The 15,859-nt window shown below is 51.5% G+C and carries 11 protein-coding genes; 8 read left to right on the forward strand and 3 right to left on the reverse strand.

Annotated elements, in window-relative coordinates:
* Window positions 1–115 precede the first annotated feature (115 nt).
* Complete coding sequence (locus tag NG665_RS08650) at window positions 116–244, forward strand: hypothetical protein (protein ID WP_289812920.1); 129 nt, start codon at window positions 116–118, stop codon at window positions 242–244.
* Between the two features lie 56 nt (window positions 245–300).
* Complete coding sequence (gene trpB / locus NG665_RS00995) at window positions 301–1,674, forward strand: tryptophan synthase subunit beta (RefSeq protein WP_252673469.1); 1,374 nt, start codon at window positions 301–303, stop codon at window positions 1,672–1,674.
* A 1-nt stretch (window position 1,675) separates the two neighbouring features.
* Here trpB and NG665_RS01000 read toward each other — a convergent pair whose 3' ends face one another.
* The gene (locus NG665_RS01000) at window positions 1,676–3,016 is read right to left on the reverse strand and encodes a Na+/H+ antiporter family protein (protein ID WP_252673470.1); all 1,341 of its coding nucleotides are present in this window, start codon (window positions 3,014–3,016) and stop codon (window positions 1,676–1,678) included.
* A 210-nt stretch (window positions 3,017–3,226) separates the two neighbouring features.
* Here NG665_RS01000 and ppdK point away from each other — a divergent pair, with 210 nt between their 5' ends.
* From ppdK to NG665_RS01015, 3 genes are all read left to right on the forward strand, one after another.
* On the forward strand, window positions 3,227–5,965 hold the full coding sequence (gene ppdK / locus NG665_RS01005) for a pyruvate, phosphate dikinase (protein WP_252673471.1): 2,739 nt from the start codon (window positions 3,227–3,229) through the stop codon (window positions 5,963–5,965).
* 213 nt (window positions 5,966–6,178) lie between these two features.
* Window positions 6,179–8,059, forward strand: coding sequence for an acyltransferase family protein (locus NG665_RS01010; RefSeq protein ID WP_252673472.1), 1,881 nt, complete (start codon window positions 6,179–6,181; stop codon window positions 8,057–8,059).
* A gap of 105 nt (window positions 8,060–8,164) precedes the next feature.
* Complete coding sequence (locus NG665_RS01015) at window positions 8,165–9,529, forward strand: hypothetical protein (protein WP_252673473.1); 1,365 nt, start codon at window positions 8,165–8,167, stop codon at window positions 9,527–9,529.
* Window positions 9,530–9,584: 55 nt separating this feature from the next.
* On the opposite strand, the gene NG665_RS01020 is transcribed toward NG665_RS01015, so the two are convergent.
* Window positions 9,585–10,613 carry an alpha/beta hydrolase gene (locus NG665_RS01020; RefSeq protein ID WP_252673474.1) on the reverse strand — a complete coding sequence of 343 codons (1,029 nt, stop codon included), beginning with the start codon at window positions 10,611–10,613 and terminating at the stop codon, window positions 9,585–9,587.
* Between the two features lie 155 nt (window positions 10,614–10,768).
* Here NG665_RS01020 and NG665_RS01025 point away from each other — a divergent pair, with 155 nt between their 5' ends.
* Entirely contained in the window at window positions 10,769–12,061 is a 1,293-nt protein-coding gene (locus NG665_RS01025; RefSeq protein ID WP_252673475.1) for an MFS transporter, read from the forward strand.
* 172 nt (window positions 12,062–12,233) lie between these two features.
* Entirely contained in the window at window positions 12,234–13,796 is a 1,563-nt protein-coding gene (locus tag NG665_RS01030) for a C40 family peptidase (protein ID WP_252673476.1), read from the forward strand.
* 105 nt (window positions 13,797–13,901) lie between these two features.
* On the opposite strand, the gene NG665_RS01035 is transcribed toward NG665_RS01030, so the two are convergent.
* The gene (locus tag NG665_RS01035; protein WP_252673477.1) at window positions 13,902–14,405 is read right to left on the reverse strand and encodes an inorganic diphosphatase; all 504 of its coding nucleotides are present in this window, start codon (window positions 14,403–14,405) and stop codon (window positions 13,902–13,904) included.
* A gap of 83 nt (window positions 14,406–14,488) precedes the next feature.
* Here NG665_RS01035 and dacB point away from each other — a divergent pair, with 83 nt between their 5' ends.
* Window positions 14,489–15,859: a D-alanyl-D-alanine carboxypeptidase/D-alanyl-D-alanine endopeptidase gene (gene dacB / locus NG665_RS01040; protein ID WP_252673478.1), complete on the forward strand. Its 1,371-nt coding sequence runs from the start codon at window positions 14,489–14,491 to the stop codon at window positions 15,857–15,859.

Genomic DNA, 15,859 nt, shown 5'->3' on the forward strand with positions numbered 1-15,859 from the left:
GATACTTCGATCATGCCATCACTGCTATCTAGATCAGCAATTGCCCGAGGCGTGATTTATCGAGCGGGCCGATATGGTTGCTGACTTGCGTTACGCGAATGGTTCGCCGTAGACTATGAGCCATGATCAACATGATGAATCGAAACTGGTGGTGGCTCGCGTAGGCGGGCCGTTTATCGACGATTCATATCCGGTTCGCATCTACTTCTTTGAAGTGGCGAGCCGGTTTTTTATGCGAGCTTGACTACCGCAAAAGAAGTAGTAACAAACTTTAACTCTTCACATATTGAAAGGTATCTCATGACTCGCTCAACTCTCCTCAACGCCTACTTTGGTCAATTTGGCGGACAATACGTCCCCGAGAAACTCCTACCAGTTCTTGACGAACTCGAAGCGGCATACGTACACGCCAGCCAAGATCGCGAATTCCTCGAAGAACTCGATCAATTGCGAGAAAACTATTTAGGTCGCCCCACCCCGATCACCGAATGTGCTAATTTGCCGTTAACGACGCCGTCGTCGGAAGATTCTGTGCGCGTGCGAATCTTCCTCAAACGCGAAGACCTAGTCCACGGCGGTGCGCACAAAGGCAACCAAGTCCTCGCCCAAGGATTACTCGCCCGCCGGTTGGGTAAAACCCGGCTCATTGCAGAAACCGGTGCTGGGCAACACGGCACCGCTACCGCAATGATCGCCGCGCTCTTAGGCATGGAGTGCACAATCTATATGGGGGCAAAAGATGTAGCTCGCCAACAGCCAAATGTGTTGCGGATGCGGATGATGGGGGCAACAGTTGTTCCAGTAGTTGGGAGTGAGGGGTCGATGTCAAACGCAATCGATACTGCGCTTAATGACTGGGTCGAAAATGTTGAAACAACCCACTACCTGCTCGGCTCGGCATGTGGACCGCATCCATTCCCCACGCTGGTTAAAGGATTCCAGGCAGTTATTTCTCAAGAATCACGAGCACAAATGCTCGATCGTATCGGACGTCTGCCTGATATGGTGATCGCTGCAGTAGGCGGTGGCTCGAATGCCATCGGAGCATTCGCCCATTATTTAACTGATGAGCCAGGCAACGACGATGTGCAGCTGGTAGGAGTAGAACCAGCCGGTAAAGGCCTTGATTCTGGCAAACACGGAGCGCCGTTAGCGCGCGGCAAAGTCGGCGTACTGCACGGCAGTAAATCCTATGTTTTGCTCGGTGAATCTGGTGACGTCACCGAATCGTATTCAATTTCTGCTGGGCTAGACTATCCTGGAGTCGGCCCAGAACACGCGTATCTGATGGAAACCGGCCGCGCCCGCTATGTTGGGATCACTGACGCTGAAGCATTGCAAGCGTTCAGGATGCTGTGCCGGTATGAAGGGATTCTCCCTGCCCTCGAATCTGCCCACGCCCTCGCCTATGCTTTCAAACTCGCTGATTCAATCAATGACGGTAACCTTGACGAAGCACTCGGCGCTGACACGGCTCGCCGCGCCCGCCAAACCGGCGAGGTAGCGCTCTTAGTCAATCTCTCGGGACGCGGGGATAAGGACGTCGAATACGTACACAATGTTATCGGGGATTTAGTGTATGACGATCCAATGACCACCCACGTCACCGAACTGCAGGTCAGCGAAGTGTTAGCCGATATGACTGCACAATCTAACGCTCGCGAAGGACTCTAAGCTAGAGAACCATCGCGGCGATCCAGCCTGCGGCTAGGAGCGGGAGATTGAAGTGTAAGAATGTGGGGATAACAGAATCTCGGATGTGGTCGTGATGGCCATCGACGTTTAGTCCCGAAGTAGGACCAAGAGTTGAATCTGAAGCAGGTGATCCGGCGTCTCCTAGCGCGCCGGCTGTTCCGATGATAGCGACGGTGGCCAGTGGGGAAAACCCGAGCGAAGCTGCCAGCGGAACATAGATGGTGCTGATAATTGGCAGCGTGGAGAAGGATGATCCAATGCCTAGCGTGACGATGAGTCCTACGATTAACATTGCGAGGGCTGCTAGTGCTTTGTTTCCAGCCACTAGCGTGTTGGCAGCTGACACGAGAGATTCTATGTGCCCAGTAGCGTTCATCACCGATGCAAAGCCTTGCGCAGAAATCATGGTGAAGCCGATGATTGCCATCATCTTCATGCCTTCGCTAAACGCGTTGTCAGCTTGGCGTAGTTTCAGCGTGCCGGTGAATAAGAATACGCTCAAGCCCAACAGGGCTCCGAGCAAGAGTGCGTCTGCTTCGTAGCCGAGAGAATTAAGGAGAAGTTGAGTGCCGAACGTGACTAGGACAGCAACGACGGAGACGATGAGATTCTTTTTTGACACCGGTGGCGCGTGGTTGGGGGCAGCGGCCTCGGTTTGTGGGTAGTTGCGCGGTGCACTATAGGAAAAACCGACGGCGATCACTAGTCCCACGAGCATTCCGGTTGCGGGAATTGCCATCGCATGCATCACGTTCAGGCCACTGACGTCGAGCCCGGCTTTGGCGATGTTGCCGAGCAAAATATCGTTGAGGAACACCGAACCGAAACCGAGAGGAATAAACATGTAGGTTGTAACTAGGCCGAAAGTCAGGATCGAGGCAACAACACGGCGATCTAGGTGAAGCTGGTTAAATACTGGGATCAGTGGTGGGATAAGGATAGGAATAAACGCTATATGTACCGGTATTAGGTTCTGGCTGAAGATCGCCATCAAGAGGATACCGCCGAGCAGGCTGTACTTTATCAGCGCAGTGCGCGAAGCAGTCTTAGTAGACGTCGTACGGCGAATTAACTGGGAGGCCAAAACTTCGGGGAGACCAGCGTGTGCCACAGCCATGGCGAAGGCGCCTAACAGCCCGTAGGATAATGCGATTTTAGCGCCATCTCCTAGACCGAGTTCGAATGCCAACATGGTGCCATCTAGACCCAGACCAGCACTCAAGCCGCCGGCCAAAGCGCCGATGAATAGTGCGATCACCACATGAACACGTAACAGTGCAAGGATCAACATCAAGATAACGGCTAGTAAGACGGCGTTCATAGGTCTAACTCTATGTTTGACGCAGACTTCTCTCAAGAAACTGGAAAATATCTCAAGATATGGTCATTTTATGAGAATATGACCGCGCTGTTATGGGGTTCTAGGGGGGCAGAAAAGTTCTCGTATCTAGGACTAAAGTGGTAGATTATACACGGACTAAAACAGTTGTGTCCGACTGTTTCACTCAACCCAATGGAGGGCTAAACGCATATGACGAAATATGTCTACAACTTTACCGAAGGTGACAAAGATCAGAAAGATTTGCTCGGTGGCAAGGGCGCTAACCTTGCAGAAATGACAAAACTGGGGTTGCCAGTTCCCCCTGGCTTTACCATCACTACTGAAACGTGCCGCTACTATTTGGGCCACAACAGTGTCCCAGAACAACTCGATGATCAGGTTACCCGGGCGATTGCTGATGTGGAAAACGTCATGGGTAAGAAACTGGGTGACCCACGTGATCCACTCTTGATGTCAGTACGTTCTGGCGCTAAATTCTCCATGCCAGGAATGATGGAGACTGTGCTCAACATTGGACTCAATGATGAGTCCGTGCTCGGATTATCACAGATCGGAAATGAGCGTTTTGCATGGGATTCCTACCGTCGCTTAATCCAGATGTTTGGCAAAACCGTGATGGATATCGACGGCGATCTGTTCGCAACCGCGTTGCATACCCTTCAAGAGCGCAACGGTTACTCCGGCGATCTTGATATGACCACCGAAGATCTCAAAGAGCTCGTGGGAACTTTCAAAGACATCTTCAAGAAAGAAACCGGGATCGATTTTCCGCAAGATCCACGCGAACAGCTCAACCTCGCCGTCGTAGCAGTCTTCAACTCATGGAATACTGACCGTGCCCGAATCTATCGTCGTCGGGAACATATCCCAAACGATCTCGGTACTGCAGTCAACGTCCAAACAATGGTCTTTGGCAATATGGGGCAAGGCTCAGGAACCGGTGTATGTTTCACCCGCGATCCTTCCACTGGTGATGCGGGTGTTTATGGCGACTATCTCGAAAATGCTCAAGGAGAAGACGTCGTTGCTGGAATTCGTAACACGTTGTCGTTAGCTGATCTTCAACGCCTAGACGAAACCTCATACAACGAACTTGTTGCCATTATGAAGAAGCTGGAAAATCACTACCGTGATCTGTGTGATATCGAGTTCACCATCCAGCAAGGAAAACTGTGGATGTTGCAAACTCGAGTTGGAAAGCGTACTGCAGCGGCCGCATTCCGAATTGCCAAGCAACTCGTTGAAGAAGGTCTTATCACACAAGACGAAGCCGTGACGCGAGTATCGGGCGATCAACTTACCTCACTGCTCTTCCCACAGTTCGATAAGAAGGCTGCCAAGAATGTTCTCACCCGTGGCATGGCGGCTTCACCAGGAGCAGCAGTTGGAGAAATTGTTCTTAACAACGAGCAAGCAAAGGAACGTGTTGCAGCGGGAGCCTCAGTTATTCTCGTGCGCCGCGAAACCAACCCAGACGATCTCGAAGGCATGGTTGCGGCCTCGGGTGTTTTGACAGCTCGCGGTGGCAAGACCTCCCATGCTGCAGTAGTCGCCCGTGGAATGGGTCGGTGCTGTGTTGTGGGTGCTGATGAACTTCTAGTTGAAGAAGTAGCCGGAACTGTCTCGATTAAAGGCACAAACCGAGTGTTGAAGGCCGGCGATATTATTTCCATCGACGGCACCACCGGTGAAGTCTTTGAGGGCGCTGTAGCTGTATCGAATTCGCCAGTGATGACCTACATTTCTGAAGGTCTCCAATCTGCTCTTCAGGCAACAGATGATGCAGACACTCAAGATCTTGTGCGCGCAGTAGATATGATTCTGACCCGGGCAGATAACGCTCGGAAACTTCTTGTTCGCGCCAATGCCGATACTCCAGAAGATGCACAGCGCGCTCGCGAGTTCGGTGCGCAAGGAATTGGATTGTGCCGAACTGAGCACATGTTCCTCGGCGATCGGCGTAAGCTCATTGAAACAGTAATTCTCGCCAAGACCGAAGAAGCAAAGCAAGCTGCCTTCGATGCGTTGCTACCCCTGCAAAAGGGTGATTTCTTAGGAATCTTCGAGGCAATGGATGGCCTGCCAGTAACGGTACGTCTTATTGATCCGCCGCTACATGAGTTCCTTCCAGATCTGACCGAACTTTCTGTAGAACTGGGAGTTAAGGCAGCTAAGGGTGAGAAGATTTCTGATGATGAGCGTGCCTTACTCGAAGCCGTTAAGGCTAACCACGAACAAAACCCGATGCTTGGTTTGCGCGGTGTTCGCCTCGGATTGAAGATGCCAGGCTTGATTGCGATGCAGGTGCGTGCAATTGCTGAGGCTACTGCAGAACTGAAGAAGGCGGGCAAGGATCCGCGTCCAGAGATCATGGTTCCGCTGATCGGTTCCTCACGCGAAATGCAGATCGTTCGTGATATGGCGATCGATGTGTTGCATGCGGTATCACAAGAATATGGCGTCGAACTCGATTTGCCTATCGGCAATATGATTGAGCTGCCGCGTGCAGCGATGTCTGCCGATACGATTGCGGCCGAATCTGACTTCTTCTCCTTTGGTACCAACGATTTGACCCAAACCACGTGGGGCTTTTCGCGTGACGACGTCGAATCGACCTTCTTCAATGAATACTTCGATTACGGAGTCTTTGGTATTTCACCATTTGAGTCGATCGATATTCATGGTGTGGGGGCAGTTGTTGAGATGGGCGTTGAACGCGGCCGTCGCACTAAGCCGGAGTTGAAGATGGGCGTATGTGGCGAACACGGTGGCGATCCAGCTTCGATCCATTTCTTTGCCGAAATTGGTTTGAACTATGTTTCGTGTTCACCGTTCCGAGTGCCAGTTGCACGTCTGGAAGCTGGCCGTGCAGCTATTTCCAACGAATCTCCTCGCGGTGTTGGTGGGGTAGCTAACCACACTGCATAAGGGCGCACTTGTTGGTGGCGCAGATTGGGCGACGCCGATGAGTTGAACTCTTGGTTGGCGCATACTCTTAGTGGTATGCGCCAACCATTTTTATTGCAATGATCGGTATGTGGCGGTGAAGATTCTTACAGTAGAGGGCAGGGTCCGTGTAGAGTTTCGAAACCAGCATCTGGCAGACGTAGGATGGATATCCCAGAGAACAGAGGTGAGCACGTGGAGCAAAAGACGCCAGGACGTATCTTAGGATTAGATGGTTTGCGGGCGATTGCTGCACTCATCGTGGTGGTCTACCATCTTATTCCTGGCGTGGCTACAGTGGGGTATGTTGGAGTTGATATCTTCTTTGTTATCTCAGGTTTATTGATAACATCCCTACTTGCGAAAGAATTTGAGACCAATGGGTCGATCTCGTTGGGGGCATTTTGGTTACGTCGAATTCGCCGGCTTGTTCCTGCAGTTGTTCTAGCAACTATCGGCTCACTTGCGTTGGCTCGTATCTTTGGTGGAGATGCTCTTACCCAGCTTAGATGGCAAGCCTTGGGAGCCGTCACTGGTAGCTACAATTGGTTGCAAATTTCCCATTCGTCTTCCTATTTTGACCTACAGTCACCTTTGCTGTTGAACAACATGTGGTCGTTAGCAGTAGAGCAACAGTTCTACCTTTTTTGGCCGCTTGTGCTGATTATTTTTTTGTATTGCCTGCCCATGAGATTCCGTGTGGCTGCAACGCTGCTTTTGGCGGGCGCCTCGGTGGCGTTACATGTATTCACGGTCAGTGTTGATCCTACAAGTGCCTACGTCTCAACATTTTCGCACTCTTTTGGTTTAATGCTTGGCGCCGGGCTTGCGTTAGCCTTACCCGGTTTACTCTCTGGTTCTCGCGCTCCAGCACAGCCGTTGTGGGGTTATCTTTCGTGGATCGCCTTGGGAGCCATCCTCGTACTGAGCTTTAGTGTTGGCGATGGCTGGTGGATGTATCCGTGGGGGATGCTTGGTTTTTCGATACTCGCTGTTTTCGTTGTCCGGGGCTTGCTCCCTGATGCTAGTGGATTTGGTGCCCGTAGTGTGCGAGCCGTACTCCAATGGCCACCGCTCGTCTGGTTAGGGCACAGGTCTTACGGAATCTACCTCTGGCACTGGCCGCTACATGTTATCGGGTTTTACCATTCGCCTTTCGCGGTTCGCCCTACCGCGATCGTTATTGTTGTGCTGAGCATTATTTTTGCTGATTTATCTTACCGCTTCGTTGAAACCCCTATCCGACGATACGGATTGCGGCTCTGGCTGAGTCAAAAACGCCACGCACATACTTCGAGATTGGTATACGCCACGGGGTTGGGGGTGCTCAGTGTTCTTGCTGTGGCTGGAATTTTAACAGAGCGCCAGATGTCTTCCGGAGAACGATACCTGCATATGGCGCAGCAAGAAATTCAAACCCGCCAGCACGACGACGGCGATTCTCCGCCTTCGGACCCACCAGCCGCAGGTGCACAAACAGAATCGAACGTAGGTGGGGGTAAAACTGAGGTTCTTCCCCCAGCGCCAGATGCGTCATCGGCTGCGCCTTCTCCTGAACTCGGCGAAAGTAGAACGCAGGTGGCGCAGTTGGTGGGTAATAATGTGATCGTTATCGGTGATTCGGTGACGGTAGCTGCTCAGCCAGCGTTAGAAAATCTGCTTCCGGGAATCATTGTTGACGGTGCTGTTTCTCGTTCAGTTAAAGCATTTGCGGCCATCGCCGAGCAATATCAGCTTCGCAACGAGTTACGTCCTTATGTTGTGATAGCCCTTGGTACTAATGCAGCCATCACCGCCCAGGATGTCGAAAGTATTTTGACGATTGTAGGCGAGGAGCGCAAGGTTGTATTTGTTACTGCTTCCGCCCCTGAATATGCTACTTGGGTTCCGATTGCGAATGCTACGATGCGTAGCTTTGCCGCCCAGTATCCTGATCGCATTGTAATAGCTGATTGGGAAGCTATTGCGTTGAGCCATCCCGAATATTTAGCCGGTGATAAAATCCACCCCGATTCTGAGGGTGGGCAACTATTTGCTGATGCGATTGTGCAGGCGTTGAAACAATTCTCACGGTGAAATATGAAACTGTCTAGGAACCTGTGAGCACTTCGCTGTAAGATTGTTTCAGGATTATCTGCTCGATATGGAGATCAACTCCATACGGTCTGGGAGGAGGAGAACATGGCGGTCTTTGCGTTAAATAATGGGCGTTTAGAAGATGCTCCACGCTATGTAGGAGATTCGCAGCGTATATCGAGCCAACTGTTACGTGCGATTAGTTCCCAGACTCTCGCTCTTATTAACCGGCAACTCTTCCCCGTGGGAAACGTCACTAATGAACATTCTGGGGAGCCGCATCAATCTCTGATCGCGCTCGATTCGGCAAAGCGGGTCGTCACAATCGAGGTCATTAACACCCTCGATTCGGAAGCTCTCAGCCAAGCTATCCAACGTTCGGGCAAGTTCAGCACTCTTAATCGTCAGCAACTTTTGCACATTTACCCAGGCACAGAACAAGATTTTGCGCACCATTGGAGTTTGTTCGTTGAAGGCACGGCTCCGATGTCTACCACCGCACCACGCATATACATATTCTGCCTTCACATAGATCACGATGCGCGCGAAGCACTTAGTGCACTCGATGTTGAGGTTAAACTGATTGTCCCACACCAAGGCAATGATTCAACACTTGTTGAAGTCACTGACATTGACGCATACGCGCCATTTTTGCTCAGTGCGCCCCAAGCGCCATGGATGATAGGTAGTGGCGATGTTTCCCAACCAACGCCATACCACAGCGAACTAGATGCTGGCCTTGATACCAATCCTGGCAACGGCAACACACCAGTGGCTCAGATGGAAGAACCCACAACGGAACTAGTTGATCAGTCGCTATGGGACATTAAAGGCTGGGTAGAACATCCAGAGATTCCGCACCTGCCATCCCATGCTGCGAGTCCGCGGCGGTCACGTCACGATATTTCCGTTACCGGTTATGATAAGCGTGCCCAGCTCACTATGTTTGACGACGATGAACCAGCTGTATCCGATGCGCAACCGGCATCTGCAGAACCTAGCTCCCAACGCCAAGATTCGGCAATAAAACTAGCTCAACTCACCGAGCCTCCCCGTCGTCGTAGTCGGCGCGCTAAGCTGGCGCACGAGGCTGCGCCGCAAACTTCTTCTGGCGCGCTAACACCCAAACAATCCGGTTTACTTGACGAAACTGGCGAAACAACGCAAACAGCTTCGTTGCGCCCCGATTCCGATGCGGTGCTATACCAGCAACTACTCGACCGTGCCAAGCGTGCCGAACAGCGCCTATGGGACAAGTCAGCTCCCAAGCACTCAGTAGATCCGATCATTTTTTCCGAAGAGCAATCTGCAAGCGAAGCCGAACGTGCGGTTGCCCAAGCCGCAGCACATGACCAAATCCAGCTTGCAGAATGGATCAAGCAACAACGCCTAGCCGGGCTAGATCCTCAAACCTCAAATCACACCCAACAACACCTGCGTCGTTCCCGGCGCGCACGCAAAGACCAATAGCAACAAGACTCACTTCAACGGCAATCTCGCAGGTCTGAAATAGTGAAATACGTGGCTAGGAAAGCCGCGCGAAGCTGTTGATCCACCCGCCACATTGACGATAGGCTTCAGTGCGAACATCTGCTCGGGAAAGCATGACATCATGAATCGCACCGCGCAGTTTGACGATCGTGACATGGGTGGCAATATGTGCTGCACGTTTCCAGATCAGCTCAACATCTAATACCCCATCAACGCTGCGTTGATCAGGACTCCATTTCTCAACGATCGACGAATGCGCCGACGTCAAAACAAGTGTTGGTAGATCAGTATTCAAGCCCCGAGCGATTTGGGCGTGCCCGGCCAAAACTGCAGATAGCCATCCGGCACGGATGGGAAATGTTGGGAAGTGACGAAAACGTGGGTCTGGTTTCCAGCCACCTTCAAAGAACGGATCGCCAGGGCGGTGAACCGGCATCGGTCCATCTTCTGGCTTCCAGCCAGTGAGGGTGCGTTGATAGAAGCCGTTATCAGAAGTGGAAATAATCTTTGTTGGGTTGAAGTGAGCCAAGGCGTCAATAAGTGGTTTGCCCAGTTGCCGGCTGATTATTGAGTCCTGGTATTCTAGCCATGGAGAATTAAGGATTAGGCCGGCGAGTTGGGAATGGTGACGGTGTGCCCACAACGACGCCGTCAACCCGCCAGTGGAGTGTCCATACAAAATAATCGGGATATCAGAGCTTTCTTCGGAGCGGATAATATCCATCGCCGCACCGATTTCTTCGTCGTATATGCGCAGATCGCTAACATATCCCCACATTTGACCTTCACGATGTGACCGGCCATAGCGGCGCAGATCTAGCGCATAGAATCTGCCACCCAGATTGGTGATCGCTTGGGCGAATTCGGTGTGATAGAAATAGTCATTCCAGCCGTGGATAGCCAAAAGTGCGAACCGAGGCACGATGCCGTGAGTGAAATCAATATCGCGTGGACGGTGGCGCACCAAAGTTGCCACGACACTGCCTTGATCGTCGTCGCTTAAAGGGATTGTTGTTGCGGCGTAGTCAGCGCCGAGGAAATCTGGATACCACGTTGTCATCATAAGACTAAGGGTAATAACACCGGCTGGTATCTACAACATAAGTACCAGTTAGAGTCATAATTAGCTACAATATTCTCCGAGAAATTTTCGACATCGAGGTCGGAGATTTTTTCACCGTCCTACCGCACATCTTTTCCACACAACAAGGGGTTCCCATGGGGTTTTTCCGCCGCAACGGCTTTCGTACTCGAGAGCAACTAACCACATTTCTGACGGTAGTTTTTTCAGGTCAGATCATCTATTCGGCCTTTGAATCCTTCAAAATCCCGTTCTATCAGCGCCTCGTAGAATACTACGATCTCAGCGATACCCAGTTCGGCCTACTGTTTACGATGCTCGGCGTCGCCGTCTTTTTCTACATCCCCGGTGGCTGGATCAATAACCGCTTCAATGCACGAACGGTCCTGATGGCTGGCCTGGCGTACCGCTGCGTAACCGCACTATTGATGATTCTGGCCAAGCCGGCATTTTCGATCATGCTTGCCATCACCTTCACGTGGGGGGTTGTCGATGCGATTTTCTGGCCAGCGGTGGTCAAAGGCGTTGTTCTGTTTTCATCAAAATCTCATAAAGGTTTTGCGCTGGGAACGTTGACTGCTTTTCGTGCCGGTGGTGAGGCGGTGCTTAACGGCATCATGATCGGTGTGATGACCATAGCTAACGGTTCGCTGCTGGTATTTCGTTCCGGCATGGTTGTTTATGCTCTTTTGGCGTTGCCACTTATCGTTTTGATCTATCGTTATGTTCCAGCTGATCCGCAAAACGACGGCGATGTTGCTCCCGATGCGCAAACAGTTAGCGTTTCGGGGCAAGAAGCTTTAGCCGGTTTAGTTCGCACGCTCAAGATTCCACGAGTGTGGCTGGCAGGTTTAGCTGGAATGAATGTGTATTGGGTTTATACGACGTTGATCTACACCACTCCATATTTCGTGCGAGTCTTTGGGATGAGTGCAGAAACAGCAGCGCTTTACGCAACCATTAACGCAGCCGTCCTCGGTTTAGGTGGCGGAATTTTAGGCGGAATCGTTGCTGACCGGGTCTTTAAATCTTCTGCATTGACGCTGGCTGTCACCTTGGGTGGGGGAGGGTTATTCTTGTGCGGGCTGGCGTTATTGCCGGGGAACAAGAGCAATATGATTTTCGCACTGGTCCTTATCTCAGCGTTCGTGTTCTTAACAATGATGGCAAAAGGTATCCAGCAGGCTCCGGTTGCGGAATTAAATCTTCCCAATTCGATTATGGGTTCGGCTATGTCAGTTAATTCGTTCTTGGCGTTTGCGTGTATTTTGTGGGCCTCGACGCTCAACGGCGCAATTCTTGATGCCTTTAGTACGGATCCATCCACTGGTTTTAGCATTATTTTTACGGCGATGGCTGTGGTTGCTTTCATCGGTTCGGCACTATCGTGGTGGCTCGAAGTTCTTAATCGGCGCGCGCTGCGTATCTGAATCTGCAGTCCTGCCGTGAAGCGTGTGACAGATGTTAAAGATGTTCCTGCAGTGACTTTTGATTTAGATGTTTCTTTTTGCAGGATTTTGTTATACGGTCGTAGGTAGTAAAAATAGTTTTGATAAAAAATCAAGGCGACACGCGGAGAAATTATCAAAAGTGGAGGTTTTTGTGAAGAAACGGGCTCATACCCTGGGAGCGGTAGTATGTTCGGTACTGTTAGCGTTCTCGGCGCATACCGCACTTGCGGCTCCAGTCTCTGACGATAATATTAATCAGTCGCGGGCCGCTGAAGATGTTGCAAAGCTCTCGATTGCTGATGCAGAGCTAGAGTTAGCGCGTCTAGCTGGTGAGTCAACCGAGCTAGAAATGCGAGCGGCCCAAGCGCAAGCAGAGAGCTTGCGCGCCCAAGGTGAATTAGCTGAGTCGATCGCTCAAGCCATCCATAGCCAGAAGAAAGCCAACGAAGCGCAAGATGACGTCCAACGTGCTCGCCGAGAATTAGGCACAGTATCTCAGGCCGTCTACCGTGATTCGGCTGCCAATATCACCTCAGCGTTCTACCTATTTGGCGCAGATTCACTTAACGAAGCCAATAACCGCACGCGCGCCTATGATGCAGTGGCACGGCAAGCTGATAGCAAGGTAAAGCATTTCGCCGCGCTTGAAGAAGTAGCTCGGGTACTGCAACAGCAAGCCGATGAGGTGGCAGATACTCAACGAGATATCGCCGAGCAAGCTGCCCGCGCCGAGGAAAAAGCACAAAACCTAGTTAGCCAAGCTCAGCAACAAATTCAGTTAGCTCAAGATCGGCGAGCCCAACTCGTCTCCGTTCTTGCTCGTCAGCGCGGTACAACTGAAGCTCTTGAAGCCCAGCGGTTGGCCGATATCGAACAAGATCGTGCCAAGCGCTCCCAGGCTGCGGCAAACGCAGTAATCGCAGGAGCAAACGCAGATCGATTCGATCAAGCCGTGCAGATGGCACGTCAGACATCCCAAGAAGCTGAATCTGCGCTGGTATCTGTCAAAGCGAATCTTGCCGCTGCTGAGAAGTCAGGTAATGCCGAAGCTGCGGATCTAGCTCGCGCTGCACTCGATCAGGCAGAAAAGTCACGTCAAGCAGTTATCGCTAACCAGCGCGCTGTTGAAGAGCGGGCCGCTGCGGAACGTGCCGCGGCGGAACGTGCTGCTGCGGAACGTGCTGCTGCGGAAGCACGTAGAGCTGAAGAAGCTGCTCGCGCCCAAGAAGAAGCAGCGCGCAAAGCTGCCGAAGAACAAGCTGCTCGCGAACGTGCCCAAGCTCAACAACAAGCCGCTGCCGAAGCTGCTGCAGCCCAAGCAGCTGCTGCTCAAGAAGCAGCAGCCCAGTCAGCTCCTGCTCCTGCACCTTCGAGTGGAACCGGTCAGTCTCTAGTTGATTTTGGTCGCCGATATTTAGGAACGCCCTATGTGTGGGGTGGAGATTCACCGGCAGGCTGGGATTGTTCGGGATTTATGAAGTTCATTTTCAACTCCCACGGAATTAACGTTCCTCGAACATCTAGTGGATACATTTCTGCTGGATACCGTCAAGTCTCAGCATCTGAGGCACGCCCAGGAGACATCGTGTGGTGGCCAGGACACGTTGGAATGTATAGCGGCAACGGTATGCATATCGCCGCCTACAATCCGGCAATGGGAACCCAAGAAGGACCTGTGTACGGCAGCCCAGTCTACTTGCGCATCGCAGGCTAAATACGGCCAGCTTTGATAGCGTTAAATAAATTTCCGGGGATCTGAGTTAATAACTCAGATCCCCGGAAATTTTGTATCTGTTTAGACTAGCTAAAGTTGCGACTATTAGTGAGTATGCGTGTAGTATCCAGTATCCTCGGCACGCTTAAACGAAGCGCGGATTTCTTCTTCTGCTGCCTCGCGGCCAACCCAGTGCGCGCCCTCAACAGACTTGCCAGGTTCTAGATCCTTATATACTTCGAAGAAGTGCTGAATTTCCAAGCGATGGAATTCTGAGACGTCCTCGATTTCCGTACGCCATGAAGCGCGCTGATCTGCAGCAGGTACGCACAAAACTTTATCGTCTCCGCCCGCTTCATCTGACATGCGGAACATGCCTAATGCGCGGCAACGAATAACACATCCCGGAAAAGTCGGCTCATCGAGAAGAACAAGTGCATCGAGTGGATCGCCATCCTCACCGAGGGTGTTGTCTATAAAGCCATAATCATCTGGGTAACGGGTCGATGTGAAGAGCATACGATCAAGACGGATACGACCAGTCTCGTGATCAACTTCGTATTTATTACGATTGCCCTTCGGAATTTCGATGGTGACATCAAACTCCATGGGTAACTCCTTCGGCATGTCAATTAGTCTGCTTTTAATGATTGTAGCCGGTGTTTCCAGCTTACGTGTGGGAGACTGGAGGTGTGAAGAAAGTAAAGATTGGAATTTCGATACTCTTAGTAGCACTTGGAGCCTATATTTTTGCAGATTCCTGGGATCTGATTCCAGGACCTTTTACTACAAAACCGCCACTTGCTCAGCCTTTGCCGTATCCAGAAGTTGATGAGCTAGACGTCACGGAAGAATCTGCTCCCGACTTTGCCACACTCCCAGAAATTGACTCTGCACGTCTGAGCACAATTCTCGATGAAATGCGCACAGATGTGCGGATGAGTGGACTTCCAGCAGTCGTGGTTGCCGATCCGCTCAAGAATGAAACGCTTGTGGGTATCAATGAAAATCAACCCATCCGTCCAGCTTCGACGATGAAATATTTAACAGCCGTCAGTGCGCTTAGCGTTCTTGGGCCCCAGACCACATTTGATACCACAGTGACTATCCACAACCAGGATCTATATCTCCTGGGGGGTGGCGATGTTGGCCTCGCCAGCTCATCAGGAAATCCGCAGGCAGTTATTGGACACGCCGGAATTACTGATTTAGTTGACCAGGTCAGCGAAAATCTTGCCCAAAAAGATTCTCAATTTACGTTGTACGTCGATTCTTCTCGCTACAGCGACGAGATTTTTAACCCCACCGTGCAACGAGAAGAAAATACGCGCTATGTGATGCCGATTCGGCCAGTTGCGATCGATCGAGGAAAGCAAACAACGGAAAAATACGCACCGTTTTATAGCGATCCAGATATTCTTGCCGCCCAAGAATGTGCCCGCCAGCTCCAAGCCCGAGGCGTCGACGTCGTCGTCGCCGGACGTGGCGTTGCGCCCGAAACCGCAACTGAAATCGCACGCGTTCACAGCGCACCGGTGCGAGAACTCGTTGAGCTGATGATGAGCGAATCAGACAATACGATTGCAGAAATTTTGAGCCACGAAGTCGCTGTGAAAACGAACCTGCCTCCCACGTTCGCCGGGGCAAGCAAAGCAGTAAATGCGGCATTAACCGCGCAAAACTTTTCCACCCAAGGAACAATCATCGACGATTCCTCCGGGCTTTCTGATCTCAACCGCATCCCGGCACAGCTCCTGGCAGATATTTTGCAACGTACCTGGGACTGTCACGGCTGCACTCTTAGTTCTCTAGGAGCATCACTGCCATTAGCCAGCCTTGACGGCACCTTGCATGATCGCTTTGTTGATTCTCCCGCGCGTGGGGCTATTCGTGCCAAGACGGGGACGTTATCAACGACGACAGCCTTAGCTGGCTACATCCAAACCAAAGCTGGGCGGCCGTTAATCTTCGTCGCGATAGTTAGCGACCATAAGGAAAACGATATTCTCAATATTCGTGCTGTCATCGATGATGCAGTAGGAAAAATCGTTGAGGAGCTGTGA

The organism is Arcanobacterium pinnipediorum (assembly GCF_023973165.1).
GTDB classification, from domain to species: Bacteria; Actinomycetota; Actinomycetes; order Actinomycetales; family Actinomycetaceae; genus Arcanobacterium; species Arcanobacterium pinnipediorum.